The sequence below is a fragment of the Pseudoxanthomonas sp. X-1 genome (assembly GCF_020042665.1).
GTDB lineage: Bacteria > Pseudomonadota > Gammaproteobacteria > Xanthomonadales > Xanthomonadaceae > Pseudoxanthomonas_A > Pseudoxanthomonas_A spadix_A.
On record NZ_CP083376.1, the window covers coordinates 4,380,717 to 4,406,261 of the forward strand.

A 25,545-nucleotide genomic window follows, 5' to 3' on the forward strand; every position below is an offset into this window, starting at 1 on the left:
CGTCAGAAACTCGCGTTCCGGGGCCCGCTTGTCAACTGGCCGGGCGGTTCACTTGCCGATGCAGAAGGTCGAGAAGATCCGGCCCAGCAGCGCGTCGGGGGAAATCCTGCCGGTGATCTCGCCCAGCGCGTCATGGGCCAGGCGCAGTTCCTCGGCCGCCAGCGCCAGGGATTCGTGATCGAGTTCCCGTTTTGCCAGCACCGCATGCCCGCGCGCGTCCTCCAACGCCTGCACATGCCGGGCGCGCGCCGAGAACTCGCCTTCCACCGCGGCGCCGGCCTGGCCCAGTGCCAGGGCCTGCAGGCGCGCCACCAGCGCATCGAGGCCGGCGCCGGTGCGCGTGGACAGCGCCAGTGCGTCCTGGTCCAGGTCCGGCGCGGCGGGCAACAGGTCGAGCTTGTTGTGCAGCCACAGCCTGGGCGTGGCCGGATCGAGGACCCTGGCCACGGCGTCGCGACCGGCCTGCGGGTCGCGTGCATCGAGCATGACCAGCGCCACGTCGGCCCGCTGCAGTTCGTCGCCGGCGCGGCGCATGCCTTCGCGTTCGATCGCATCGCCGCCCTCGCGCAGGCCCGCCGTGTCGACCAGGGTCAGTTCGACGCCGTCGATGCGGATCACCTCATGCAACGTGTCGCGCGTGGTGCCGGCGGTGTCGGTGACGATGGCGCGCTCGCGTCCGGCCAGGGCGTTGAGCAGCGAACTCTTGCCTGCGTTGGGCGGCCCGACGATCACCACGTGCAGGCCATCGCGCAGCCGGCGGCCGCGCCGGGCTTCGTCCAGCAGCTGCTCCAGGTCGGCCAGCAGCGCCTGCACGCCGGCGTGCACGGCCGCGCCGCCCAGGGTCTCCAGCGGCTCGTCGGCGAAGTCGATCGCCGCCTCCACGTGGACCCGCAGCCGCAGCAGCTGCTCGGCCAGCGCGTCGACGCGGCGCGAGAACACGCCGTCGAGCGAACGCCGCGCCGCGCGCGCGGCGCGCACGTCGCCAGCGGCGATCAGGTCGGCCACCGCCTCGGCCTGGGCCAGGTCGAGCTTGCCGTTGAGGAAGGCGCGTTCGGAGAACTCGCCCGGCCGCGCCTGGCGCGCGCCCAGCGCGCAGGCGCGCGCGACCAGCGCCCGCAGCACCACCGGGCTGCCATGCGCCTGCAGTTCGACCACGTCCTCGCCGGTGAAACTGGCCGGCGCGACGAAGGCCAGCGCGATGCCGTCGTCGATCACCTCGCCCGCGCCATCGACGAAGCGCGCATAGCGCGCCTGTCGCGGCGCCAGTTCGCCCGCGCCCATCGCCCGGGCGATGTCTCTCGCACGCGGACCCGACAGGCGCACGATGCCCACCCCGCCCGCGCCTGCCGCGGTGGCCACGGCGGCGATGGTGTCGGTCTGCGAAAGCGATGCGTGCATGGCGTGCGGATTCGATGAGGACAGTGCGGCGCCCGGCATCGTGCCCGGGCTCTCGCCCAAAAACAAAAAGCTTCGCCGGAGTGTGGAGGGCACGCGTGTTGATGACATGAGCGCGGTGGTGTGGAGCGGACTTCGCCGAGCAGCCTCGACCCGGCCAGGCGCGGCTCCTCGGCTCGGTCCGCCACCTAAGGCGGACTCGCCGCCGCGGGCCATCCCTGGCCCGCTCTACGCGCGCCCGATCGGGCCGAGGCCCCGCGGCGGATAGCTCAAGACTTCTTCTAAAACAAAGTCTCGAACCTCAATGCGCGAGGCAGCGGTCCGGCGGCCGGGGGCCGCGACGAGCGAGGCAGGACGCCGAGCGCCCGAGTCAGGGCAGGATGCCCTGATCGAGGGATAAGCGGCCCCCGGCCGCCGGACCGCTGCCCCTCCGAAGCCGCAACGCCACGCTTCGCGATCCATCACTGAAAGAGAGAAACAAACAAAAGCCCGCCGAAGACGGCGGGCTTTTGCGGTGAAGCGGCGAGCGACTTACTTGCGGACCGTCTTGTCCGGCTTGTCGCTTTCCGGCTTGCCCAGCGAGGGCTGGCCGTGGATGCGGCCCATCCACCACTGCTGCAGCAGGCTCAGGGTGCCGTTGGTCACCCAGTACAGCACCAGGCCGGAGGGGAAGAAGGCCATGGTCGCGCCGAAGATCAGCGGCATGAACTGCATCATCTTGGCCTGGGTCGGGTCCATGCCCGTGGTCGGCGAGAGCTTCTGCGTCAGCCACATCACCAGCACGTTGAGCACCGGCAGGATGAAGTACGGATCGCGCGCGGTGAGGTCCTGGATCCACAGGATCCACGGCGCCTGGCGCAGCTCCACCGACTCGTTGAGCACCCAGTACAGGCACAGGAAGATCGGCATCTGCACCAGCAGCGGCAGACAGCCGCCCATCGGGTTGATCTTCTCCTTCTTGTACAGCTCCATCATGGCCTGCTGCAGCTTGGCCCGGTCCTCGCCGTAGCGCTCCTTGAGCTGCTGCATGCGCGGCTGGAACTTGCGCATCTTGGCCATCGACTTGTACTGCGCCGAGGACAGCGGGAACAGCACCAGCTTGACCACCACCACCAGGCCGATGATCGACCAGCCCCAGTTGCCGAGCAGATCGTGCAGATGGCTCAGGATCCAGAACAGGCCCGAGCCGATCACCGCCAGCGGCGCGAAGCGGCTGTAGTCCACCGCGCTGTCCAGGCCGGGAATGCCGGAGGCCTTGATCGCCTTGACCAGCTTCGGGCCGACCCACAACCGCGCATCGGTGGTGCCGGTCTGGCCGGGCGCCACGGTCAGGCTGGGACCGGTCTCGCTGACCAGATAGCGGCGCACGCCGCTCACGGTGCGCTCGTCCAGCGATACCAGCGCCGGCTGCTGCGGATCGGGCACCCAGGCGCTGAGGAAGTGATGCTCCAGCATCGCGATCCAGCCGCCCTTCATGTCCTGGTTGAGCTTGCCGTCCTCCAGGTAGTCGTCGCCGAACTTGCGGCGCTCATAGGCCCCGCTGGCGGTGCGCCAGGCGGCGCCGACCAGGCTGAAGGCATGCGGGTTGGTGATGCCGCCCTTGACCGGCGGCGGCGGCGTGCGCTCGAGCTGGCGATAGACCACCGCCGTCCACGGCGCGGCGCCGGTGTTGGTGACCTGGTCGGACACGCCGATCAGGTAGGCGCCGCGGGCGATGCTGAAGGTGCGCACGATGCGCACGCCGTTGCCTTCCCACACGAAGGGAATGCGCAGGGCATCCTGGCCGTCGGCCAGCACGTAGTCGCGCTGCGGCTGCTCGGGGCGGAACACCGCGTCCGGTCCCGGCGCGGCGCTGCCCTGGCTGGTCCAGGCCAGGCCTGCGGTGTACAGCTGGCCCGGGTTCTGGTTGAACAGCTCCACCGGCGGCGCGCCGGCATCGCGGGTCTGCGGGTACTGCAGCAGCTGCGCGCGCAGCACCTTGCTGCCATCGATGACCAGCTTGAGCGTGTCGGTGGTGACGGTGACCTGGGTCGAAGCCGCGGCCGGCGCGGCGGCGGCGGAATTGGCCGGTGCGGTCGTGGCCGCGGCGGTGCCCGGCGACGGCGTGGTCGCCAGCCCCTCGGTGCTGGGCACGCCGCTGCCGCTGGCATCGGCCGCGGGCGTCGCCGTGGCCGCGGCCACCGGCGTGGCCGGATGCTCCTGGGCGGTCTTCCACTTGCCCCACTCCATCCACAACAGGGTCGCCACCATCAGCCAGGCGAAGATCAGGAAAACACGGGTCTGGTTCATGGAGGCAGGCAGTCTCAGCCGGTTGCAGCGTCCGGCGTGGAAAGGGAAGAGGAGGGGCGCGCTGGCGCGGGGCGCATTGTGCCGCCCGCATCCAAGGCGGGCAACGCGCCGGCGCGCTGGAGCAGCTGGTCGAAGGCCGCGCGCAGCTGCGCCGCCGAAGCCTGCGCCGCAGCCGGACGCGCCACCAGCACGTAGTCGCCGGCCGGCAGCGCCAGGCGCAGCGCACGGAAGTGGTCGCGCAGCACGCGCTTGATGCGGTTGCGTCCGACCGCGCGCTTGTCGACCTTGCGCGAGACCGCCAGCCCCAGGCGCGCCTGTTCGCCACCGGCCGCCAGGTGCAGGGCGATCAGCGGCGTGGCGTGGCGGCGGGCGAGGCCGAAGACCCGGGTGTACTCGGCCGAGGTGCGCACGCGCGCCCGGCGGGGAAAGGTCTTGGACGGAATATCAGGACTCATGGCACGACAAAGCCCGCACCGTTGCGCGGCGCGGGCTTGGTGTGCAAACGCATGCTGTGACGACCGGCCGCGCGCGAGGCGCGGCGCGAGGCATCAGGCGCAGAGCGTCTTGCGGCCCTTCGCGCGGCGACGGGCGAGGATCTTGCGACCGTCAGCGGTCTTCATGCGGGCACGGAAACCGTGGTCGCGCTTGCGCTTGAGGTTGCTGGGCTGGTAGGTGCGCTTGGTGGCCATGGGGCACTCTCAGGCGATAAGGGGTGGAAAGAACCGGAAATTCTACGGGGCCGCCAAAGTGCGCGTCAAGCTCGGGAATCGCCGCGCTGTGGATGGAGCTGTGGATGAGCCGTGGGCCGGCGGTGGGAAAACCGGTCGACGTGGTACCCTGCCCGGCCCTCTTTTCCACGTGCCGTCGAGCCGCGCGAGCAGGCCCGGCGGTGGATGATCGATCTCACGAAATGGATGCCTGGCCCCGCTGCCTAGAACGCCTGGAAGCCGAATTGCCGGCCGAAGATGTCCACACCTGGCTCAAGCCGCTGCAGGCCGAGCAACGTCCCGACGCGGTCGTGCTCTACGCGCCCAACGCCTTCATCGTCGACCAGGTGCGCGAGCGCTACCTGCCGCGCATCCGCGAACTGATCGACCACTACGCCGGCCTGGACCAGGTCTCGCTGGCGGTGGGCTCGCGCGCCAAGGCCGCCGAGCCGGCCGCCGCTTCGGGCAACGGCGCCAGCGCCTCGCTGACCACCACCGCGACCGCGCCGGTCGAGCCCTTCGCCGGCAACCTCGATACCCACTACACCTTCGACAACTTCGTCGAGGGCCGCAGCAACCAGCTCGGCCGCGCCGCCGCCTGGCAGGCGGCGCAGAAGCCTGGCGACCGTGCCCACAACCCGCTGCTGCTGTACGGCGGCACCGGTCTGGGCAAGACCCATCTGATGTTCGCCGCCGGCAACGAGATGCGTCGGCAGAACCCGGCCGCGCGCGTGCTGTACCTGCGCTCGGAACAGTTCTTCAGCGCCATGACCAAGGCGCTGATCGAGCGGACCATGGACCAGTTCAAGCGCCGCTTCCAGCAGGTCGACGCGCTGCTGATCGACGACATCCAGTTCTTCGCCGGCAAGGACCGCACCCAGGAGGAGTTCTTCCACACCTTCAACGCGCTGTTCGACGGCCGCCAGCAGATCATCCTGACCTGCGACCGCTACCCGCGCGAGGTCGAAGGCCTGGAGCCGCGGCTGAAGTCGCGCCTGGCCTGGGGCCTGTCGGTGGCCATCGACCCGCCCGACTTCGAGACCCGCGCGGCCATCGTGCTGTCCAAGGCGGCCGAGCGCGGCACCCACATCCCCGACGATGTGGCCTTCCTGCTGGCCAAGAAGATGCGCTCCAACGTGCGCGACCTGGAAGGCGCGCTCAACACGCTGGCCGCGCGCGCCAACTTCCTGGGCCGGGCGATCACGCCGGAGTTCGCCCAGGAGACCCTGCGCGACCTGCTGCGCGCCCAGCAGCAGGCCATCGGCATCCCCAACATCCAGAAGACCGTGGCCGACTACTACGGCCTGCAGATCAAGGATCTGCTGTCCAAGCGCCGGACCCGCTCGCTGGCGCGCCCGCGGCAGGTGGCCATGGCCCTGACCAAGGAGTTGACCGAACACAGCCTGCCCGAGATCGGCGACGCCTTCGCCGGACGCGACCACACCACCGTGCTGCACGCCTGCCGGCAGATCCGCACGCTGATGGAGTCCGACGGCAAGCTCAAGGAGGACTGGGACAAGCTGATCCGCAAGCTCAGCGAGTGAGCGGGCGGGCCCCGCGGTGGCTATGCTGTGCGGGTCGCCGCATTCATGGAATATCCGGTGGGCGGCCGGGGGTCGAAGCTGTGGATAAGGCGTGGATCGAATTGCAGGCGCAACTTGTCCACAGTTTTTCCCGCAGGAAACCGGCACCCAATCCACCGGGTTTCAAACGAATAAAAGCCAAGCTGATCAATAGGTTAGATCGGTTTTCCCGGGAATCCGCGGCAACCATCACCATCAGCTTTTAAGATTTATACACTTCTAAAAACCTAGAGCACCGGGACACCCACGATGCGTTTCAGCCTGCAGCGAGAAGCTTTCCTCAAACCCCTGGCGCAAGTGGTCAATGTGGTGGAACGTCGCCAGACCCTGCCCGTGCTGGCCAACTTCCTGGTGCAGGTGCAGAACGGCCAGCTGTCGCTGACCGGCACCGATCTGGAAGTGGAAATGATTGCGCGCAGCGCGATCGAGGATGCCCAGGACGGCGAGACCACGATTCCGGCACGCAAGCTGTTCGAGATCGTGCGCGCCCTGCCCGACGGCAGCCGCATCACCGTCAGCCAGACCGGCGACAAGGTCAGCGTCGCTGCCGGGCGCAGCCGTTTCACCCTGGCCACGCTGCCGGCCAACGATTTCCCGTCCGTCGACGAGGTCGAAGCGACCGAGCGCGTCACCGTGCCGGAAGCGGCGCTGAAGGAGCTGATCGAACGCACCGCGTTCGCCATGGCCCAGCAGGACGTGCGCTATTACCTCAATGGCCTGTTGTTCGACCTGCGCGACACCGCGCTGCGCTGCGTGGCCACCGACGGCCACCGCCTGGCCATGTGCGAATCGGGCCTGGAGACCGGCGGCAGCCTGACCAAGCGCCAGATCATCGTGCCGCGCAAGGGCGTGACCGAGCTGCAGCGCCTGCTCGAGGGCGGCGACCGCGTGCTGGAGCTGGAAGTCGGCCGCAGCCACATCCGCGTCAAGCGCGACGATGTCACCTTCACCTCCAAGCTGATCGATGGCCGCTTCCCGGACTACGAGGCGGTGATCCCGATCGGCGCCGACATCGAGGTCAAGCTGGACCGTGAAGTCCTGCGTGCGGCCCTGCAGCGTGCCGCGATCCTGTCCAATGAGAAGTACCGCGGCGTGCGTGTGGAACTCTCGCCCGGCCAGCTCAAGGTCAGCGCCCACAATCCCGAGCAGGAAGAGGCGCAGGAAGAGATCGAGGCCGATACCAAGGTCGAATCGCTGGCGATCGGCTTCAACGTCAACTACCTGCTCGACGCGCTCTCGGCCCTGCGCGACGAGCACGTCGTGATCCAGCTGCGCGATGCGAATTCCTCGGCGCTGGTGCGCGAGGCCGGCAGCCAGCGTTCGCGCCACGTCGTCATGCCGCTGCGCCTCTGATCCGGTGCTGTTCCACGTGAAACACGACGCGACGCCCGGAGTTTTCCGGGCGTCGCCGTTTCGGAGCGTTCGACCTTGGACGTGACACGCCTGATTGTGGGCGGTTTACGCCGGTTTGAGCGGGTCGAACTGGTGCCCGCTCCTGGCCTGAACCTCGTCACCGGAGAGAACGGGGCCGGCAAGACCAGCCTGCTCGAGGCGCTGCACCTGATGGCCTGGGGCCGTAGCTTCCGCGGTCGGGTGCGCGATGGATTGATACGGACCGGCAGCGAGGCCGTCGAGGTGTTCGTCGAATGGACCGAGGCGGGCCACGACCGCGTGCGCAAGGCCGGCCTGCGTCACAGCGGGCAGGAGTGGCAGGGCCGTCTGGACGGCAACAACGTGGCCCAGCTCGGCGACCTGTGCGCCGCGCTGGCGGTGGTGAGCTTCGAACCTGGCAGCCATGCCCTGGTCACGGGGGGCGGCGAACCGCGGCGTCGTTTCCTGGACTGGGGCCTGTTTCACGTGGAACAGGACTTCCTGCCCACCTGGCGCCGCTACAACCGCGCGCTCAAGCAGCGCAACGCCCTGCTCAAGGCAGGCGGCCACCCTGCCCAGCTCGACGCCTGGGACGCCGAACTGGCCGATGCCGGCGAGGCGGTCACCGCGCACCGCCTCGCCTATCTCGAGCGCCTGCAGGCCCAGCTGGCCGGGGCTGCGGACGCGCTGGTCCCCATGCTGGGACGCGCGCAGCTGGTGTTCTCGCCTGGCTGGAAGCGTCAGGAGCTGTCCCTGGCCGATGCCCTGCTGGTGGCGCGCGAGCGCGACCGGCAGTTCGGCTACACCGGCGTCGGGCCGCACCGGGCCGACTGGCGCGTGGACTATGCCGCCCTGCCCCAGCGCGAGGCGCTGTCACGCGGCCAGGCCAAGCTCACCGCCCTGTCCTGCCTGCTGGCCCAGGCCCAGGACTACGCCGCCCAGCGCGGGGAGTGGCCCGTGATCGCCCTGGACGACCTCGCCTCGGAGCTGGATCGCCGGCATCAGGACCGCGTGCTGGACCGCCTGCTGGGCTGCGGCGCGCAGATCTTCCTGACCGGGACCGAGCCGCCCGCCGGCTTGGCGGAGCGTGCGCCGGCCGCTTGGTTCCACGTGGAACACGGGGCGATCACGCAGGGCTGAGACAGGGGGCGATCAGGGGGTAGACCCCGGTCAATGCTATAATTTGCGTCCTTTCCCAGTGCCAGTCGCGCCTGCGCAATGCCGCGTGGCGGACCGGCCGTGCAGGCAATCGACACGCGAATGACCGAGCAGACCCCGACGCCCACTCCCGGCCAGAACGGCAACTACGACGCCAACAGCATCACGGCCCTGGAAGGCCTGGAGGCCGTGCGCAAGCGCCCCGGCATGTACATCGGCGACGTGCACGACGGCACCGGCCTGCACCACATGGTGTTCGAGGTCGTCGACAACTCGATCGACGAGGCCCTGGCTGGCCATGCTGACCATGTCGCGGTGACCATCCACGCCGATGGCTCGGTGTCGGTGTCCGACAACGGCCGCGGCATCCCGGTCGGCAAGCACGCGCAGATGAGCGCCAAGCTGGGCCGCGAGGTCTCCGCCGCCGAGGTGGTGATGACCGTGCTGCACGCCGGCGGCAAGTTCGACGACAACAGCTACAAGGTCTCCGGCGGCCTGCACGGCGTGGGCGTCAGCGTGGTCAACGCGCTGTCGGAGAAGCTGCTGCTGGACGTCTTCCAGAACGGCGCCCACTACCAGCAGGAATTCAGCAACGGCGCGGCCGTCGCCCCGCTCCAGCAGCTGGGCGAGACCACCAAGCGCGGCACCACGGTGCGCTTCTGGCCCTCGGTCGTGGCCTTCCACAACAACGTGGAATTCCACTACGACATCCTGGCCCGGCGCCTGCGCGAGCTGTCCTTCCTCAATTCCGGCGTCAAGATCGTGCTCGCCGACGAGCGTGGCGAGGGCCGTCGCGACGACTTCCACTACGAGGGCGGCATCCGCAGCTTCGTCGAGCATCTGGCCCAGCTGAAGACCCCGCTGCACCCCAACGTGATCTCGGTGACCGGCGAGCACAACGGCATCACCGTGGAGGTGGCGCTGCAGTGGACCGACTCCTACCAGGAGACGATGTACTGCTTCACCAACAACATCCCGCAGAAGGACGGCGGCACCCACCTGGCCGGCTTCCGCGGCGCGCTGACCCGCGTGCTCAACACCTACATCGAGCAGAACGGCATCGCCAAGCAGGCCAAGATCAACCTGACCGGCGATGACATGCGCGAAGGCATGATCGCGGTGCTGTCGGTGAAGGTGCCCGACCCCAGCTTCTCCAGCCAGACCAAGGAAAAGCTGGTCAGCTCGGACGTACGCCCCGCGGTGGAGAACGCCTTCGGCGCCCGCCTGGAGGAGTTCCTGCAGGAGAACCCGAACGAGGCCAAGGCCATCGCCGGCAAGATCGTCGATGCCGCCCGCGCCCGCGAGGCCGCGCGCAAGGCGCGCGACCTGACCCGCCGCAAGGGCGCGCTGGACATCGCCGGCCTGCCCGGCAAGCTGGCCGACTGCCAGGAGAAGGACCCGGCGCTGTCCGAGCTGTTCATCGTCGAGGGCGACTCGGCCGGCGGCTCGGCCAAGCAGGGCCGCAACCGCAAGAACCAGGCGGTGCTGCCGCTGCGCGGCAAGATCCTCAACGTCGAGCGCGCGCGCTTCGACCGCATGCTCTCCTCCGATCAGGTCGGCACGCTGATCACCGCGCTGGGCACCGGCATCGGCAAGGACGAGTACAACCCCGACAAGCTGCGCTACCACCGCATCATCATCATGACCGACGCGGACGTGGACGGCGCGCACATCCGCACCCTGCTGCTGACCTTCTTCTACCGGCAGATGCCCGAGCTGATCGAGCGCGGCCACGTCTACATCGGCCTGCCGCCGCTGTACAAGCTCAAGCAGGGCAAGCAGGAGCTGTACCTGAAGGACGACGCGGCGCTCAACGCCTATCTGGCCAACAGCGCGGTCGAAGGCGCCTCGCTCATCCCGGCAACCGGCGAGCCGCCGATCTCCGGCGAAGTGCTGGAAAGGCTGCTGATCCTTTATGCCAACGCGCGTGAGGTGATCGGCCGCAACGCCCATCGTTTCGACACCACGCTGCTGGAAGCGCTGATCGACGCCGCGCCGGTCGACGCCTTGGTCGGCCTCTCCGACGATGCCCTGCGCGGCGAACTGGCCAAGCTGGAGGCGTCCCTCAACAGCGGCAGCGTCGGTAGTCCTCGTTACACTCTGGAACTGCAGCCTGCCAACGACCAGCGTCCTGCCGCCCTGCTCTCGCATCGTCGCCACATGGGCGAAGAACTAACCCAGGTGCTGCCGCTGTCGTCGTTCGAGACCGGTGAACTGCGCGCCGTGCGCGATGTCGCAGCCCAGCTGCACGGTCTGGTGCGCGAAGGCGCGCAGATCCAGCGCGGGGCTCGCAGTCAGGAAGTCTCCAGCTTCGCCCAGGCCCAGGCTTGGCTGCTGGAGGAGGCCAAGAAGGGTCGCCAGATCCAGCGCTTCAAGGGCCTGGGCGAAATGAACCCCGAGCAGCTGTGGGATACCACGGTGAACCCGGACACGCGCCGCATGCTGCAGGTGCGGATCGAGGACGCGGTGGCCGCCGACGAGATCTTCAGCACGCTGATGGGCGATGTGGTCGAGCCGCGGCGCGAGTTCATCGACGCCAACGCCCTGAAGGTCACCAACCTCGACATCTGACGCCGTGACGAGCCTGCGCACGGAGGCGCCCGCCCTGCCCGGCGCCCCGCCGCCGCTGCCTGCGGCGGCGGCCGCCCCCGCTCCCCTGCCGCTGGGCCGGGCGCTGCGCCGGTTCGCGCTGGAGGTGCTGATCGTCGGCGTGCTGTTCGCCCTGCTGTCGCTGGTGGGCGCGCTCGCCTGGGGCTTCTGGCGTGGGCTGATGCTGGCCGTGCACGGGAACGTGCCACAGGACGCGGCGGCGATGATGGAGGCCATCGGCCGGCCCGGCCCGCTGGCGGTGATGGCCATGAGCGTGCTCTCCGTGGGCGGCAGCGCGCTGCTGGCGATGGCCTGGCGCGCGCCGCTGCGCCCGGGCGAGCGTCAGGCGTCGGCCGCGGCCCTGCGCCGGTTCACGACCTGGCTGCTGGTGCTGTTCACCGGCGCGGCCACCATCATCTGGAGCATCGTCGGCGCGCAGGTCGCCGCCGCCTTCCAGGAAACCCTGCAGCCGAGCAATCTGGAGCTGGTGCGCGGCACCATGGGCCGCCATCCGCTGCTGCTGGTGGTGTTCGCCGTGGTGCTGGCGCCGCTGTACGAGGAGCTGCTGTTCCGGCGGGTGCTGTTCCGGCGCCTGTGGTGCGATGGCTGGCCGCGCCTGGGCATGCTGCTCAGCGGCCTGCTCTTCGCCCTGATGCATGAACCGCCGATCCTGGGCGGCAAGCCGCTGATCGCCGCCGCCCCGCTGTGGCTGGTCTACACCGGCATGGGCATCGCCTTCGCCTGGGTCTACCGCCGCACGGGCTCGCTGTGGGCGGCCGTGCTGGCGCATGCGCTCAACAACGCCTTCGCCATCGGCATGCTGCTGCTGTTCGGCATCGATGCCTGAGCGTGCCGGCGTTTGACAAGGGCGTCACCGGACGCCGGCAAGACTCCCGGCCCATGACCCGCCGTCTCCGCGCCCCGCTCGCCCCGCTCTGTGCCGGCCTGATGGCCGCCGCGTTGCTGGCGGCCTGCGCCACCACGACCTCCTCGACCGGCCGCCGCCAGAACGTCGGTGCCGTCTCCCAGGCCGAGCTGGACCAGCTCGGCGCCCAGGCCTTCGCCGAAGCCAAGCAGAAGCAGCCGCTGAGCAAGGATCCCAAGCAGACCGCCTACGTGCGCTGCGTGGTCAATGCCCTGGTCGCCCAGCTCCCGGCGAGCGAGCGCGGCATCGCCTGGGAAACGGCGGTGTTCCAGGACAACGAAGCCAACGCCTTCGCCCTGCCCGGCGGCAAGGTCGGGGTCAACACCGGCATCTTCACCGTGGCCAAGACCCAGGACCAGCTGGCGGCGGTGGTGGCGCACGAGATCGGCCACGTCGTGGAACATCACTTCGACGAACGCATCACCAACCAGGTCCGCACCTCGCAGGCCCTGGCCATCCTCGGCGCGCTGGCCGGCGACTACGGCCAGCTGGTCACCGAAGGCGGCGGCCTGGCGGCCAATACCGGCTTCCTGTTGCCCAATTCGCGCCGCCAGGAAAGCGAGGCCGACGTAGTCGGCCAGCGGCTGATGGCTCAGGCTGGCTTCGACCCGCGTCAGGCCGTGAATCTGTGGCAGAACATGCTCGCCGCCGGCGGCGCGCGCCCACCGCAGTGGCTGTCCACCCATCCCGATCCGCAGGCGCGCATCCGCGAACTGTCCACGCGCGCCGACACGCTGGTGCCCGATTACGAAGCCGCGCGCGCGGCCGGTCGCAAGCCACGCTGCGGTTGAACAGCGAAACCGGCCATTTGTGAGTCCGGCACAACGAAATCCGCACACATCGCGCTGTCGATTCTGCTAGTTTCGCCGACCCGGTCGCTTGTTGACCTGCTGTTCAGCCCCCCGCACCCACGCAAGACCGATCCACACGAGGTGATCCATGTTGTTGCGCACCCCCAAGCGTGCCCTGCTGTCCCTGGCCGTCATCGGCCTGCTGGCCGGCACGGTGTCCGTCGAAGCCTCGGCCCAGCAGACGCGTGAGCGCGCCGGCCGCAACAAGGGCGACGACGCCAAGCAGCAGGTGCTCTATCCGGATGCGACCCGCGTCGCGCCGGAAGGCAAGAATTCGCGCAAGGGCGGCCCGCAGGCCGAGAAGATGATCAAGGCCTACAACGACCAGGACTGGGCCAAGGCGCGCGCCGACGCCGATGCGCTGATCGCCAGCCCCGACTCGAACGACTACGACAAGGCCCTGGCCGCGCAGATCGCCTCGCAGGCCGCCTACAGCACCGACGACGAGGCCGCCGCCAAGGCCTACCTCAAGCAGGCCATCGACCTCAACGCGCTGGACAACAACGGCCACTACCAGGCCATGTTCATGCTGGCCCAGTTGCAGCTGCAGGACGAGCAGTACGCCGAAGGCCTGGCGACCCTGGACAAGTACCTGGCCGAGACCAAGTCCAAGAAGCCCGAGGACCTGGCGCTCAAGGGCCAGGCCCTGTACCAGGCCGAGCGCTACGCCGAGGCGATCGAGCCGCTCAAGCAGGCCATCGCCACCTCGTCCGATCCCAAACCGCAGTGGAGCCAGGTGCTGATGGCCAGCTACGAGGCCAGCAACCAGTCCGGCGAGGCGCTCAAGCTCGCCCAGGACATGGCCGCCAAGGCGCCCAACGACAAGACCGCGCAGATGAACCTGGCGGTGGTCTACTCGCAGAACGACCAGCCGGAAAAGGCCGCCGAGATCCTCAACAAGCTGCGCGCCTCCGGCCAGCTGACCACGGACAAGGAATACCGCCAGCTGTACGCGACCTTCTCCAACATGGACAAGCACGAGAAGGACACCATCGAGGTCATCAACGACGGCCTGGCCAAGGGCATCCTCAAGCCGAACCTCGAGGTGTATCAGATCCTGGCCCAGTCGTACTACTATTCGGAACCGCCCCAGATCGCACAGGCCCTCGACGCCTGGCAGAAGGCGGCACCTCTGGACACCACCGGCGAGACGTACCTCAATCTCGCGCGTGTCCTGATGCAGGAAAACCGTCCCGCCGAGGCCAAGAAGGCCGCCCAGTCGGCGCTGGACAAAGGGGTCAAGAAACCGCAGGACGCGAAGGCGATCATCGGCTCCAAGTGATCGCTTGGAAGCGCTTCCAAAGCAGTGGATAACTGCTATGAAAGCGGTAAAGGATTGGGTTAAGCTCACGATTCCCCTGCGTTTTTGCGTGGTGGAATCCAACGAACCGACATCGGTGTGCGTCGCGGCGCACACCCCGTTTCCATCGAGTCCACTGGCGCATGGCTGAACAACTTGTCATCAACCGTTACAAGGATCAGGACGAAGACTCCGGTCTGAACTGGTCGCGCATCATCGGCTATGCCTTTGTCATCGCCCTGCATGTCGCGGTCTTCCTGCTGCTGCTGATTCCCGCGGTCGCACCGCCGGCGCAGAAGGAGGAGGAGCAGAAGATGCTGGTACAGATCGTCGATCCGCCGCCGCCGCCCCCGCCGCCGCCGCCGCCGCCGCCGAAGCAGGACACCCCGCCGCCGCCGGTCAAGGAACTGTCCCCGCCCAAGCCGACGCCGGTCCCGCCGCCGCCGGAAGCCCCGCCCGTGGAAGTGCCCGATCCGCGTCCGGTGGATACCTACACCCCGCCTGCCCCGCCCGCCCCGCCTGCCCCGTCTCCGGACATCGGCGCCAGCGTGGACATCTCGTCCAAGAACATGAATCCGCCGCGCTATCCGCCGTCGGCCGCGCGTTCGGGCATCGAGGGCACGGTGGTGCTGATCATTGATGTCGATGCCAGTGGCAACGTCACCAACGTCTCGGTCGAGAAGTCCAGTCGCAACCGCGATCTCGACCGCGCCGCGATGGAAGCAGCACGCAAGTGGCGCTTCAACGCCGGCCAGTCCAATGGCCAGAAGGTCGCCGGTCGCGTCCGCGTCCCGGTGGACTTCAGCATGGGCGGCTGAGCCGGACCTGTTCTACCTCATTAGCGTCACCACCACCTCTCCATTCAATTTTCAACAAAGGTAAGCGTCATGCTGCAGGAAACTCTGATCGCCGCCGCTTCGGGGGGCAACAACGCCGCTGCTGCCCTGAACCAGATGGGCTTCTCCCACCTGATCCACGAAATGACCTCCAACCCGGGCGCCTTCGTGGTGTCGTGGGTCGTGCTGCTGACGCTGGTCTTCATGTCGGCCGGTTCGTGGTACTGGACCATCGTCAACATCATCAAGGCCGTGCGTCTGCGTTCGCAGGCCGACCGCGTGACCACCGCGTTCTGGGAAACCCCCAACGCGCAGGACGCGATCCGCGTGATGGAAGAGCAGCCGCGCAACGAGCCCTTCTCCAAGATCGCCCTGGACGCCGCCCAGGCCGCCGCGCACCACCAGCGTGCCGAGTCCACCGGTGCCGGTGAGACGCTGAGCCGCTCGGAGTTCGTCGACCGCGCCCTGCGCCAGGCCGTCACCCGCGAGAGCACCAAGATCCAGAGCGGCATGATCTGGCTGGCGACCGTCGGCGCGACCGCCCCGTTCGTGGGTCTGCTGGGTACGGTGTGGGGCATCTACGGCGCCCTGATCCGCATCGGCGCGACCGGCAACGCCGGCATCGACGCGGTGGCCGGCCCGGTGGGTGAGGCGCTGATCATGACCGCCATCGGTCTGTTCGTCGCGATCCCGGCCGTGTTCGCCTACAACTTCTTCAGCAAGCTCAACGCGACCACCATCGCCAAGTTCGACACGTTCGCGCACGACCTGCACGACTTCTTCGCCACCGGCGCCCGCGTGCGCTGATCCGGCCTAGACACGAACTGACCGATAGGTATCCGGAGGCCACATGGCATTCAGTAGCGGGGGCGGCAGCGGCGGCCCCATGGTAGACATCAACGTCACGCCCCTCGTGGACGTGATGCTGGTGCTGCTGATCATCTTCATCATCACCACGCCGCTGATGCAGCAGAAGGTCAAGGTGCAGCTGCCCGAGACCACGTTCGTCCCCAACCAGGACGAGCTGGCCAAGCGATCGCCGCCGATCAACATCGCGGTGCTCGAGGACGGCTCGATCTACTGGAACGACGAGCCGGTCACCAAGGATGTGCTGGAGTCGCGCTTCTCTTCTGCCGCCCAGCAGACGCCGCAGCCGTCGATCAACCTGCGTGGCGACAAGACCACCAAGATGTCCACGATCAACGAGATCACCCGCATCGCGCAGGGTCAGGGCATGCTGGACGTCGGCTTCGTCTCCACCAAGCCGAAGAAGGGGGGCTGATCCATGGCCTTTAGCAGTGGAAGTGGCAAGGGCGCCATGGCCGAGATCAACGTGACGCCGTTGATCGACGTCATGCTGGTGCTGTTGATCATCTTCATCGTGACCGCGCCGATCATGACCTACCCGATCGACGTCGCCCTGCCGCAGCGGTCGCAGACGCCGCCGCCGACGACAGAGCCGCCGCCGCCGATCGACCTGCGCATCGACGCGTCCAACACGATCTACTGGAACAACAACCCGGTGGCCGTGAGCGCGTTGCAGAGCATGATGGAGAACGAGGTCCAGAAGGATCCGACCAACCAGCCGCAGCTGCGCATCGACGCCAATCCGGACTCGCAGTACGAGACGATGGCCCAGGTGCTCGCCGCCGCCAAGAACGCGCAGATGCTCAAGATCGGTTTCATGCAGCAGTAATCGATCGGCGCCTGCGTGTTCGCTTCGACGCCGCTCCGCAAGGGGCGGCGTTGTCGTTTGTGCGAAGCGCGGAAGCGGTCGTCCATCCGGTCGGATCTGTTTTCCCCAGCGCCGCGTCAATAGAAAGGATGCGGGCGCATGGGCGTCGCGTGCCGCCGGGATATCAGCACATCACCACGGACCATTTGCCAGAATGAAATTCCGCCTTTCTACTTTCCGGCCCTTACGTTCGCCCAGCCCGTGATTTCCTTCCAGCACGTCAGCAAGACCTACCGCAGCGGCGGGCGCGAGATCCACGCCTTGCGCGGCATCGATCTGGAAGTCCACCGTGGCGAGGTGCTGGGCGTGATCGGCCACTCGGGCGCGGGCAAATCGTCGCTGCTGCGCCTCATCAACGGACTGGAGACGCCGACTTCCGGCGCGGTGCTGGTCGAAGGGCAGGCCGTGGACCCGAAGGCCAGGGCCGCACTGATCGCGCTGCGGCGCCGGATCGGGATGATCTTCCAGCACTTCAACCTGCTCAGCGCGCAGACCGCCGCGGGCAACGTCGCGTTCCCGCTGCGCCTGGCGGGCCTGCCGCAGGCCCAGGTCCAGGCGCGGGTGCGCGAGCTGCTGGCGCGGGTCGGGCTGGAGCAGCAGGCCACGGCGTATCCGGCACAGCTGTCCGGCGGGCAGAAGCAGCGGGTCGGCATCGCACGCGCGCTGGCGACCGGGCCTTCGATCCTGCTGTGCGACGAGGCGACCAGCGCGCTCGATCCGCAGACCACCGCCTCGGTGCTGGACCTGCTGGCCGACCTCAACCGCGAGCTGGGGCTCACCATCGTGCTGATCACCCACGAGATGGAAGTGGTGCGCCGTATCTGCGACCGCGTCGTCGTGCTGGATGGTGGTCGCGTGGTGGAGGAGGGTGAGGTCAGCGAGGTGTTCCTGCATCCGCGGCATCCGACCACACGCACCTTCCTGGACGACGACGCGGCCGTGGTCGAACGTGCCCAGCCCGGGCAGCAGCTGCTGCGCGTGACCCTGCTGGGCGAGCAGGTCCACTCGCCGGTGCTGGGCGCGACCCTGCGCGAGGTCGGTGCCGAGTACTTCATCACCTCCGGGCGTGTCGATACGCTCAAGCAGCTGCCGTATGGCCAGGTCACGCTGTCGGTGGACGCGCGCCTGAGCGAGGCGGTGGTGCAGCGGCTGGCCGAGCGGGGCGTCCACGCCCAGGCGGTGACGCCGTGATCGGGCTGCTACTCGCCGGCGGGTCCTCGCATCTGGACGCGCAGAGGTGGGGCGAGATCGCCGTGGCGCTGAAGGACACGCTGGTGATGCTCGGACTCGCGTTTCCGCTGACGCTGGCCGCCGGCATCCCGCTGGGCCTGCTGCTGTTCCTGACCGGGCGCCGGCAGCCGGGTGCGCGGCCGGTGCTCAACGCCGTCGTCGCCTTCGTGGTCAACGTGCTGCGCTCGGTGCCCTTCATCCTGCTGATGATCTGCCTGATCCCCGTCACGCTGTGGGTGGCCGGCACGTCGCTGGGGGTCAAGGGCGCGATCCTGCCGCTGGTCGTGGGCGCCGCGCCGTTCTACGCACGCCTGGTGGAATCGGCCCTGAGCGAAGTGGACCGCGGCGTGCTGGAAGCTAGCCAGGCCATGGGTGCGAGCACGCGCCAGCTGATCCTGCGCGTGCTGCTGCCCGAGGCGCTGCCGGGGCTGATCGTCGGCGCCACCGTCACCGCGATCGCGCTGATCGGCTTCACCGCGATGGGCGGCGCGATCGGCTCGGGCGGCCTGGGCGACCTGGCCTACCGCGAAGGCTATCTGCGCTCGCATACCGACGTGGCCGTGGTCACCGTCGTGCTGCTGGTGGCGATGGTGCAGCTGGTCCAGGTCGCAGGCGAGCGGCTGGCGGCGCGCTTCAACCATCGCTGAGACCTCCCCCTCACTCCTGGAACCCCTATGAACCTCCTGCGACTCCTTGGCGTGCTGACCACCCTGGCGCTGGCCGGCTGTGGCAACGGCACGCCTTCCAGCGACGATGCGCACGGTGCGCCGCTCACTGTCGCCGCCACGGCGGTGCCGCACGCGGAGATCCTGGAAGTCGTCAAGCCGATCCTGGCCAAGGAAGGCGTGGCGCTGGACATCAAGGTCTTCAACGACTACGTCCAGCCCAACGACCAGGTCGTGCAGGGGCACATCGACGTGAACTACTTCCAGACCGAGCCGTACCTGGCCGCCTACAACAAGGATCGTGGCACCGATCTGCAGACCATCGTCGGTGTGCACATCGAGCCGTTCGGCGCCTATTCGCGGCGCTTCAAGTCGCTCGATGCGCTTCCCAACGGCGCCGATGTCGTGATCCCCAACGACCCCAGCAACAACAGCCGGGCGCTGATCCTGCTGGACAAGTTCGGCGTCATCAAACTCAAGAATCCGGGCAATCCGCTGTCCACGCTGCGCGACATCGTGGCCAATCCGAAGCAGCTCAAGTTCCGCGAGCTGGATTCGGCGATGCTGCCGCGCGTGCTGGACCAGGTGGACCTGGCGCTGATCAACACCAACTACGCGCTGGATGCCGGGCTCGATCCCACGCGCGATGCGCTGGCCATCGAAAGCCGCGACTCGCCCTACGTCAATTTCCTGGTCGGCCTGCCCGCCGCCAAGGCCGATCCGCGTGTGCAGAAGCTCGCCAAGGCGCTGACCGGGCCGGAGGTGCGCGCCTTCATCGAGTCCAAGTACAAGGGCGCGGTGTTGCCGGCGTTCTGAAGGGCCAACCTGCCGAGGTGATCGAATGAGCGCGCAGCACAATACCCGCATCGTGCTGGCTTCGCGGCCGACTGGAAGGCCCGGCGCGGAGCATTTTCGCCTGGAGCAGGTGCCGATCCCGCAGCCCGGGGATGGCGAGGTGTTGATCGCCAACCGGCTGCTCTCGATCGATCCGTACATGCGCGGCCGGATGGATGCCGGTCGGTCCTATGCCGCGCCGGTGCCGCTGGATGGGGTGATGGAAGGAGGCACCGTGGCCCAGGTGCTGGTGTCCAGGGCGCCGGGGATCGTGCCGGGCCAGTGGTTCCTCGCGCATGGCGGCTGGCAGACACACGCGGTCGTGCCGGCGGCCCAGCTCACGCGCAGACTGGACCCGGATGCCCCACCGCTGAGCACGGCGCTGGGAGTATTCGGGATGCCCGGCTTCACCGCTTATGCGGGGCTGCACGAGATCGGCCAGCCCAAGGCGGGCGAGACGTTGGTGGTCGCGGCGGCGAGTGGTCCGGTCGGTGCGACCGTGGGGCAGTTGGCCAAGCTGAAGGGCGTGCGCGTGGTCGGCATCGCCGGCGGCGAAGCCAAGCGGGCCTATCTGGAGCAGCTTGGCTTCGATGTGGCGCTGGATCATCGTGCGGCGGACTTCGCCGATGCGCTGGGTGCGGCGGTGCCCAATGGGATCGATGTCTATTTCGAAAATGTAGGCGGGGCGGTGTTCAAGGCGGTGCTGCCGCACTTGAACGATTTCGCGCGCATTCCGGTGTGCGGCACGGTCTCGACCTACAACAGCCGGCATCAGCCGATCGAGGGGCCGGATCTTCTGCCGGGTTTCATGAGTCAGGTGCTGCGCCAGCGCCTGCTCGTGCGTGGATTCATCCAGCGCGACTTCGCGGCGCTGTTTCCGCAGTTCGAGCGCGACATGCGTCAGTGGCTGCTCGCCGGCCAGATCCGGTATCGCGAGACGATCGTGCAAGGCCTGGAACAGGCGCCGCAGGCGCTGGCGGATGTGCTGGACGGGAAGAACTTCGGCAAGCTGGTGGTCAAGCTCGACTGAGGCGCGGTTTGCCATGAGCTCATGCGTGCTCGGAATTTGTCTCGGCGCATGCCTCAGGGTTTACTGAAGCTGCGTTCCACGTGACGCGCCCCTTGGGTTGGGGGAAGGGCTGCACCAGTCGTCGCCTTGTGGGAGGTGGCGGCTGGTGCAGCAGGCTGTCGTGCTGCTGAGCCCTGTGGATCTCTCTTTCGTCTTTTGGACATCGCACGCCGACCGCGCCGCGCCGATTGGCGCGCTTGATGAGTGAACCTTCGGGTCTCTTGCGGTGGATGATCGCTGCGTGTGCGCGTGCTGACTTCGGTGTGGGCAGCGGTCCGGCGGGCGGCGGCCGCTTTTCCCTCAGTCAGGGCATCCTGCCGTGAGTCGGGCGCTCGGCGTCGTGCCTCGCTAGGCGCGGCCACCGCCCGCCAGACCGCTGCCGCGCGCGTCACGTTTGAGGACTTCGACTCGAAAAAGCTTCAACCCATCGACCCCGTGCCCGCTGCGAGTATCTAAGCAGCGAGGTCGCCGATGCTCGGCTGTGGCCGGTCGCACTGCCATTTCGGCGCGTGGGTGCTTGGCGGTGTCAGGGCTGCGCCGCGGCGCCGGTGATGGAGAGGTAGCGGCGCACGGTGGTGTCCAGGCCGTCGTAGAGGGCTTCGGAGATCAGGGCGTGGCCGATGGAGACTTCCCGCACGTGGGGCACGGTGTCCAGGAACAGGCCCAGGTTGTCCTGGCTCAGGTCGTGGCCGGCGTTGACGCCCAGGCCGAGCGCTTGCGCATCGCGCGCGGTGGCGGCGAAGGCGTCGAGCGCCGGTTGCGGTGCGCCTGCGGCGCAGGCCTCGGCGTAGGGGCCGGTGTACAGCTCGATGCGGTCGGCGCCCATCGCGGAAGCCTGCCCCAGGTCGCGGCAGCCGGCGTCGACGAACAGACTGACGCGGCAGCCCAGCGCCTTGAACTGCGCCACCAGCGGCGCCAAACGCGCGCCATCCCGGGCGAAATCGAAGCCGTGGTCGGAGGTGAGCTGGCCGTCGGCGTCGGGCACCAGGGTGACCTGGGCCGGGCGGACCTGTTCGCAGAGCGCGACCAGGCCGGGATAGCCGGGCCTGGGCGGCGCGAAGGGATTGCCCTCGACGTTGAACTCGACCTGGAACTGCGCGGTCAGCGCGGCCAGGGCGATGACGTCCTCGGCGGTGATGTGGCGCCGGTCGGGGCGCGGGTGCACGGTGATGCCCTGGGCGCCCGCCGACAGGCAGGTGCGCGCGGCGCGCAGCACGTCGGGCTCCTCGCCGCCGCGCGAGTTGCGCAGCACGGCGATCTTGTTGACGTTGACGCTCAGGGCGGTGCGCGGCTCAGGGGCCATTGCGCGGGTCCGCGGTGGGGGCCTGTTCGGCGGCCTTGCGTGCCTTGGCCTGCTCGCGCAGGCGGTGCAGTTCGACCGGGTCGATCATGCCGCGTCCGTCGGACGCGCCGTTGCCGGCGCGGGCGGCGTACCAGCCCAGCGCCCAGGCCACCAGCAGGCCGAGCGCGGCCAGCAGCATGACCACCATCAGCGCCATCGACGTGGTGCGCAGGGCCACGCCCATCGCGCCCAGCGAAAGCAGCAGGAAGAGCCAGTACATGGGATACCGCGCGGGCCGGGAAGACGCCAGGATTCTACCGTTCCACGCGACCGGCGCGCGCTACAGCAGCGGCGAAGCCAGGCGGGCGAGGGCCTCGGGCAGGCGGTTGCGCCACAGCGATCGGTTGCGCGCGTTGTGCACGGGCGTGGCGCTGGCGAACTCGCCTTCCAGCAACGCCGCCAGGCGCTGGCCGAAGCCTTCGTCGCGGAACAGCAGGGCGACCTCGAAGTTCAGCCGGAAGCTGCGATGGTCGAAATTGCTGCTGCCCACCACCGCCAGATGCCCGTCGCACAGCAGCGCCTTGGTATGCAGCATGCGCGGGCCGTACTCGTACACCTTGACCCCGGCCGCCAGCAGCTCGTCGAAGTAGGACCGCGCCGCATAGGTGACGAAGCGTGAGTCGCTCAGCTTGGGCACCAGCAGGCGCACGTCCAGGCCGGCCAGCGCGGCGGAGGTCAGCGCCATCATCGCCGCCTCGCCGGGCACGAAGTAGGGCGTCACCAGCCAGACGCGCTCGTCGGCGTCGTGGATCGCGCCCACCTGCAGGCGGTGGATGGCCTCCCAGTCCGAGTCAGGCCCGGAGGTCAGCACCTGCACGGGAATCTCGCCCGGTGGCGCGTCTTCCTTCGGGGCCCACAGCACGGTCCCGGCGAAATCGGCGCGGCCCTGGCCGCTGGCGTAGATCCAGTCCTCGACGAACACCTGCTGCAGGCCGCGGACGACCTCGCCCTCCACGCGCAGGTGCAGGTCGCGGTAGGCATCGGCGCGCAGGGCGTCGTTCTCCTCGTCGGTGATGTTGATGCCGCCGGCGAAGCCGACCGTGCCATCGATCACCACGATCTTGCGGTGCGTGCGCAGATTGACCCAGGGCCGGCTGAAAGGCTTGAACTGGGTCGGATGGAACCAGCACTGCTCGGCACCGGCGTCCAGCAGCGGCTTGAGGAAGCGCCGGTTGACCTTGCCGGCGCCGACCGCGTCCAGCAGCAGGCGCACGCGCACGCCGGCGCGGGCGCGCTCGATCAGCGCATCGCGCACGCGCGTGCCGGTGCGGTCGCGCTCGAAGATGTAGTACTCCAGGTGGACGTGGTTGGTAGCCCCCGCGATGGCCTCCAGCAGCGCCTCGTAGGTGGCCGCGCCATCGACCAGCAGGTCCGCGCGCGTGGCCGAGGCGGGCGGCAGGCCGGTCACCGCCTGGCCCAGCAGGGCCAGTTCGGTGCAGAACTGGTCCGGTGGGCAGATCGCCTCGTGCGCGTCCATGCCGTCGCGCGAGCGGTGGCGGCGCAGGCGCTGGCGCTTGATCTTCTGCGGGCCCAGCGCGAAGTAGATCAGGAAGCCGATGTAGGGCAGGGCGGCCAGCGACAGCAGCCAGCTGAGCGTGGCCGCCGGCTCGCGCTTCTGCAGGATGATCCAGCCGGCCAGCACCAGCAGGTACACCACCCAGGCGGTGGTGAGGTAGGACTTCAGGTGCGGGATGTCCGCGATGTCGTGCCACAGCGTGGCGAGTGCGTCGAGCATGGGGCGATTGTAGAAGGCGCGTGCGACGCGCAGGCGACTGCAGGCACCTGGCCGGATCCGCTGGCATGGGATTTCCCGTTGGGCGAGCACAGCGCGTCCGCCAACATCGAGAACGCGCTGGAAGGCCTGGCCGAATACACTGCAGTGCAGACCCTGGCCATCAATCGCGCGCAGGCCAGCGGCGCGGGACGCAAGGCCGCCGGACGGCGGCCGCGCCCGGCGTCGCCAGGCCGGGCATCGATGCGTTCGTTGTGCAGTGCGCGATGCGTCCTGCCTCACGCCGCTGCCACCCTGCGCGTGCCCGCACGTTTCGCAACACGAGACCCGATGTGACTGTCCTCACCAGCCTGATCGACCTGGATGCCGCCTCCAGCCAAGCCAATGCCCAGCACAACCGCGCCCTGGCCCAGCAGCTGCGGGAGCGCGTGGCCAGCGCCGCCCTGGGCGGCTCGGCGCAGGCGCGCGAGCGCCATCTGGCCCGCGGCAAGCTGCTGCCGCGCGAACGGGTCAACCGCCTGCTCGATCCGGGCTCGCCCTTCCTGGAGATCGGCGCGCTGGCGGCCAACGGCATGTACGAGGACAGCGCGCCCGGCGCCGGGGTGATTGGCGGCATCGGCCGGGTCAGCGGGCGCGAGGTGATGATCCTGGCCAACGATTCCACCGTGAAGGGCGGCGCGTACTTCCCGATGACGGTCAAGAAGCACCTGCGCGCGCAGGAGATCGCGCTGGAGAACCACCTGCCGTGCATCTACCTGGTCGATTCGGGCGGCGCCAACCTGCCGCACCAGTCCGAGGTGTTCCCAGACCGCGAGCACTTCGGCCGCATCTTCTACAACCAGGCGCAGATGTCGTCCAAGGGCATCGCCCAGATCGCCTGTGTGATGGGCAGCTGCACCGCCGGCGGCGCCTACGTGCCGGCGATGAGCGATGAGACCATCATCGTGCGCGGCCAGGGCACGATCTTCCTGGCCGGCCCGCCGCTGGTGAAGGCGGCCACCGGCGAGGAGATCTCGGCCGACGAGCTGGGCGGCGCCGACACCCACGGCCGGCGTTCGGGCGTGGTCGACCACGTCGCCGAGGACGACGAACACGCGCTGCTGCTGGTGCGCCAGATCGTGGCCACGCTCAACCATCCCAAGACGGTGGACATCGACCTGCAGCCGCCGCGGCCGCCGCGCCTGCCGGCCGAGGACCTGTACTCGATCATTCCGCAGGACGTGCGCGCGCCCTACGACGTGCACGAGGTGATCGCGCGCCTGGTCGATGGCTCGGAGCTGCACGAGTTCAAGCCGCTGTACGGCACCACGCTGGTGTGCGGCTTCGCGCGCATCTGGGGCATGCCGGTGGCGATCCTGGCCAACAACGGCGTGCTGTTCTCCGAAAGCGCGCTCAAGGGCGCGCACTTCATCGAACTGGCCTGCCAGCGCCGGGTGCCGCTGCTGTTCCTGCAGAACATCTCCGGCTTCATGGTCGGCGGCAAGTACGAGGCCGAGGGCATCGCCAAGCACGGCGCCAAGCTGGTCACCGCGGTGGCCACCGCCAGCGTGCCCAAGATCACCGTGCTGATCGGCGGCAGCTTCGGCGCGGGCAACTACGGCATGTGCGGGCGCGCCTACAGCCCGCGCTTCCTGTTCACCTGGCCCAACGCACGCATCTCGGTGATGGGCGGGGAGCAGGCCGCCTCGGTGCTGGCCACCGTGCACCGCGACGCGGGCAGCTGGACGCCCGAGCAGCTGGAGGCCTTCAAGACCCCGATCCGCGAGGTCTACGAGCGCGAGGGCAATCCCTACTTCGCCACCGCGCGGCTGTGGGATGACGGCATCATCGACCCGGCGCAGACCCGCGACGTGCTGGGGCTGGCGTTCTCGGCCACCTTGAACGCCCCGATTCCGCAGGCCGCACGCTTCGGCGTGTTCCGCATGTGATCGCCA

At 68.7% G+C, this 25,545-nt stretch carries 23 protein-coding genes; 16 read left to right on the forward strand and 7 right to left on the reverse strand.

The features are described from left to right. Nucleotides 1-48 precede the first annotated feature (48 nt). The 4 genes from mnmE to rpmH form a co-directional block, all read right to left on the reverse strand. The gene (mnmE, locus tag LAJ50_RS19610; protein ID WP_138652337.1) at nucleotides 49-1,398 is read right to left on the reverse strand and encodes a tRNA uridine-5-carboxymethylaminomethyl(34) synthesis GTPase MnmE; all 1,350 of its coding nucleotides are present in this window, start codon (nucleotides 1,396-1,398) and stop codon (nucleotides 49-51) included. 528 nt (nucleotides 1,399-1,926) lie between these two features. After that, the gene (gene yidC / locus LAJ50_RS19615) at nucleotides 1,927-3,684 is read right to left on the reverse strand and encodes a membrane protein insertase YidC (protein ID WP_138652339.1); all 1,758 of its coding nucleotides are present in this window, start codon (nucleotides 3,682-3,684) and stop codon (nucleotides 1,927-1,929) included. Between the two features lie 14 nt (nucleotides 3,685-3,698). Beyond that, nucleotides 3,699-4,139, reverse strand: coding sequence for a ribonuclease P protein component (gene rnpA / locus LAJ50_RS19620; protein ID WP_130551513.1), 441 nt, complete (start codon nucleotides 4,137-4,139; stop codon nucleotides 3,699-3,701). Between the two features lie 93 nt (nucleotides 4,140-4,232). Next, nucleotides 4,233-4,373, reverse strand: coding sequence for a 50S ribosomal protein L34 (gene rpmH, locus LAJ50_RS19625; RefSeq protein ID WP_014162171.1), 141 nt, complete (start codon nucleotides 4,371-4,373; stop codon nucleotides 4,233-4,235). 221 nt (nucleotides 4,374-4,594) lie between these two features. Between rpmH and dnaA the strand changes: the two genes are divergently transcribed. The 15 genes from dnaA (at nucleotide 4,595) to LAJ50_RS19700 (ending at nucleotide 20,498) form a co-directional block, all read left to right on the forward strand. Beyond that, the gene (gene dnaA, locus LAJ50_RS19630) at nucleotides 4,595-5,935 is read left to right on the forward strand and encodes a chromosomal replication initiator protein DnaA (protein ID WP_130551512.1); all 1,341 of its coding nucleotides are present in this window, start codon (nucleotides 4,595-4,597) and stop codon (nucleotides 5,933-5,935) included. Between the two features lie 288 nt (nucleotides 5,936-6,223). Continuing rightward, nucleotides 6,224-7,327 carry a DNA polymerase III subunit beta gene (gene dnaN / locus LAJ50_RS19635; RefSeq protein ID WP_130551511.1) on the forward strand — a complete coding sequence of 368 codons (1,104 nt, stop codon included), beginning with the start codon at nucleotides 6,224-6,226 and terminating at the stop codon, nucleotides 7,325-7,327. 75 nt (nucleotides 7,328-7,402) lie between these two features. After that, complete coding sequence (recF, locus tag LAJ50_RS19640; protein ID WP_130551510.1) at nucleotides 7,403-8,485, forward strand: DNA replication/repair protein RecF; 1,083 nt, start codon at nucleotides 7,403-7,405, stop codon at nucleotides 8,483-8,485. Nucleotides 8,486-8,605: 120 nt separating this feature from the next. After that, nucleotides 8,606-11,074 carry a DNA topoisomerase (ATP-hydrolyzing) subunit B gene (gyrB, locus tag LAJ50_RS19645; protein WP_130551509.1) on the forward strand — a complete coding sequence of 823 codons (2,469 nt, stop codon included), beginning with the start codon at nucleotides 8,606-8,608 and terminating at the stop codon, nucleotides 11,072-11,074. Nucleotides 11,075-11,078: 4 nt separating this feature from the next. Further along, nucleotides 11,079-11,939 (forward strand): CPBP family intramembrane glutamic endopeptidase, encoded by an 861-nt coding sequence (locus LAJ50_RS19650; RefSeq protein ID WP_138652341.1) that lies wholly within the window; start codon nucleotides 11,079-11,081, stop codon nucleotides 11,937-11,939. Between the two features lie 53 nt (nucleotides 11,940-11,992). Next, a complete protein-coding gene (locus LAJ50_RS19655) occupies nucleotides 11,993-12,808 on the forward strand; it encodes a M48 family metallopeptidase (protein WP_138652343.1) in 816 nt (271 codons plus the stop codon). A gap of 148 nt (nucleotides 12,809-12,956) precedes the next feature. Further along, nucleotides 12,957-14,150, forward strand: a complete 1,194-nt coding sequence (locus LAJ50_RS19660; RefSeq protein WP_130551506.1) for a tetratricopeptide repeat protein — start codon at nucleotides 12,957-12,959, stop codon at nucleotides 14,148-14,150. A 275-nt stretch (nucleotides 14,151-14,425) separates the two neighbouring features. Then, nucleotides 14,426-14,986, forward strand: a complete 561-nt coding sequence (locus tag LAJ50_RS19665; RefSeq protein WP_171044570.1) for an energy transducer TonB — start codon at nucleotides 14,426-14,428, stop codon at nucleotides 14,984-14,986. Nucleotides 14,987-15,055: 69 nt separating this feature from the next. After that, a complete protein-coding gene (exbB, locus tag LAJ50_RS19670) occupies nucleotides 15,056-15,811 on the forward strand; it encodes a TonB-system energizer ExbB (protein WP_130524139.1) in 756 nt (251 codons plus the stop codon). Between the two features lie 43 nt (nucleotides 15,812-15,854). Then, nucleotides 15,855-16,286 (forward strand): biopolymer transporter ExbD, encoded by a 432-nt coding sequence (locus LAJ50_RS19675; protein WP_130551504.1) that lies wholly within the window; start codon nucleotides 15,855-15,857, stop codon nucleotides 16,284-16,286. A 3-nt stretch (nucleotides 16,287-16,289) separates the two neighbouring features. Continuing rightward, nucleotides 16,290-16,700 carry a biopolymer transporter ExbD gene (locus tag LAJ50_RS19680; RefSeq protein WP_130551503.1) on the forward strand — a complete coding sequence of 137 codons (411 nt, stop codon included), beginning with the start codon at nucleotides 16,290-16,292 and terminating at the stop codon, nucleotides 16,698-16,700. A gap of 138 nt (nucleotides 16,701-16,838) precedes the next feature. Next, nucleotides 16,839-17,930: an ATP-binding cassette domain-containing protein gene (locus LAJ50_RS19685; protein WP_255469358.1), complete on the forward strand. Its 1,092-nt coding sequence runs from the start codon at nucleotides 16,839-16,841 to the stop codon at nucleotides 17,928-17,930. Then, nucleotides 17,930-18,616, forward strand: a complete 687-nt coding sequence (locus LAJ50_RS19690; protein ID WP_224096621.1) for a methionine ABC transporter permease — start codon at nucleotides 17,930-17,932, stop codon at nucleotides 18,614-18,616. The genes LAJ50_RS19685 and LAJ50_RS19690 overlap by 1 nt, the downstream gene beginning before the upstream one ends. Nucleotides 18,617-18,643: 27 nt before the next feature. Then, nucleotides 18,644-19,450, forward strand: coding sequence for a MetQ/NlpA family ABC transporter substrate-binding protein (locus LAJ50_RS19695; RefSeq protein ID WP_138652345.1), 807 nt, complete (start codon nucleotides 18,644-18,646; stop codon nucleotides 19,448-19,450). 25 nt (nucleotides 19,451-19,475) lie between these two features. Then, on the forward strand, nucleotides 19,476-20,498 hold the full coding sequence (locus LAJ50_RS19700; protein ID WP_138652347.1) for an NADP-dependent oxidoreductase: 1,023 nt from the start codon (nucleotides 19,476-19,478) through the stop codon (nucleotides 20,496-20,498). 565 nt (nucleotides 20,499-21,063) lie between these two features. On the opposite strand, the gene LAJ50_RS19705 is transcribed toward LAJ50_RS19700, so the two are convergent. Genes LAJ50_RS19705 through cls form a run of 3 tightly spaced genes read right to left on the reverse strand, consistent with a single transcriptional unit; the run spans nucleotide 21,064 to nucleotide 23,614 of the window. Further along, nucleotides 21,064-21,840, reverse strand: coding sequence for a pyridoxine 5'-phosphate synthase (locus LAJ50_RS19705; protein ID WP_138652349.1), 777 nt, complete (start codon nucleotides 21,838-21,840; stop codon nucleotides 21,064-21,066). Next, on the reverse strand, nucleotides 21,830-22,099 hold the full coding sequence (locus LAJ50_RS19710) for a hypothetical protein (RefSeq protein ID WP_130551499.1): 270 nt from the start codon (nucleotides 22,097-22,099) through the stop codon (nucleotides 21,830-21,832). The genes LAJ50_RS19705 and LAJ50_RS19710 overlap by 11 nt, the downstream gene beginning before the upstream one ends. A 60-nt stretch (nucleotides 22,100-22,159) precedes the next feature. Then, on the reverse strand, nucleotides 22,160-23,614 hold the full coding sequence (gene cls, locus LAJ50_RS19715) for a cardiolipin synthase (protein ID WP_138652351.1): 1,455 nt from the start codon (nucleotides 23,612-23,614) through the stop codon (nucleotides 22,160-22,162). Between the two features lie 329 nt (nucleotides 23,615-23,943). Between cls and LAJ50_RS19720 the strand changes: the two genes are divergently transcribed. Beyond that, nucleotides 23,944-25,539: a carboxyl transferase domain-containing protein gene (locus LAJ50_RS19720; RefSeq protein ID WP_171044566.1), complete on the forward strand. Its 1,596-nt coding sequence runs from the start codon at nucleotides 23,944-23,946 to the stop codon at nucleotides 25,537-25,539. Nucleotides 25,540-25,545 lie beyond the last annotated feature (6 nt).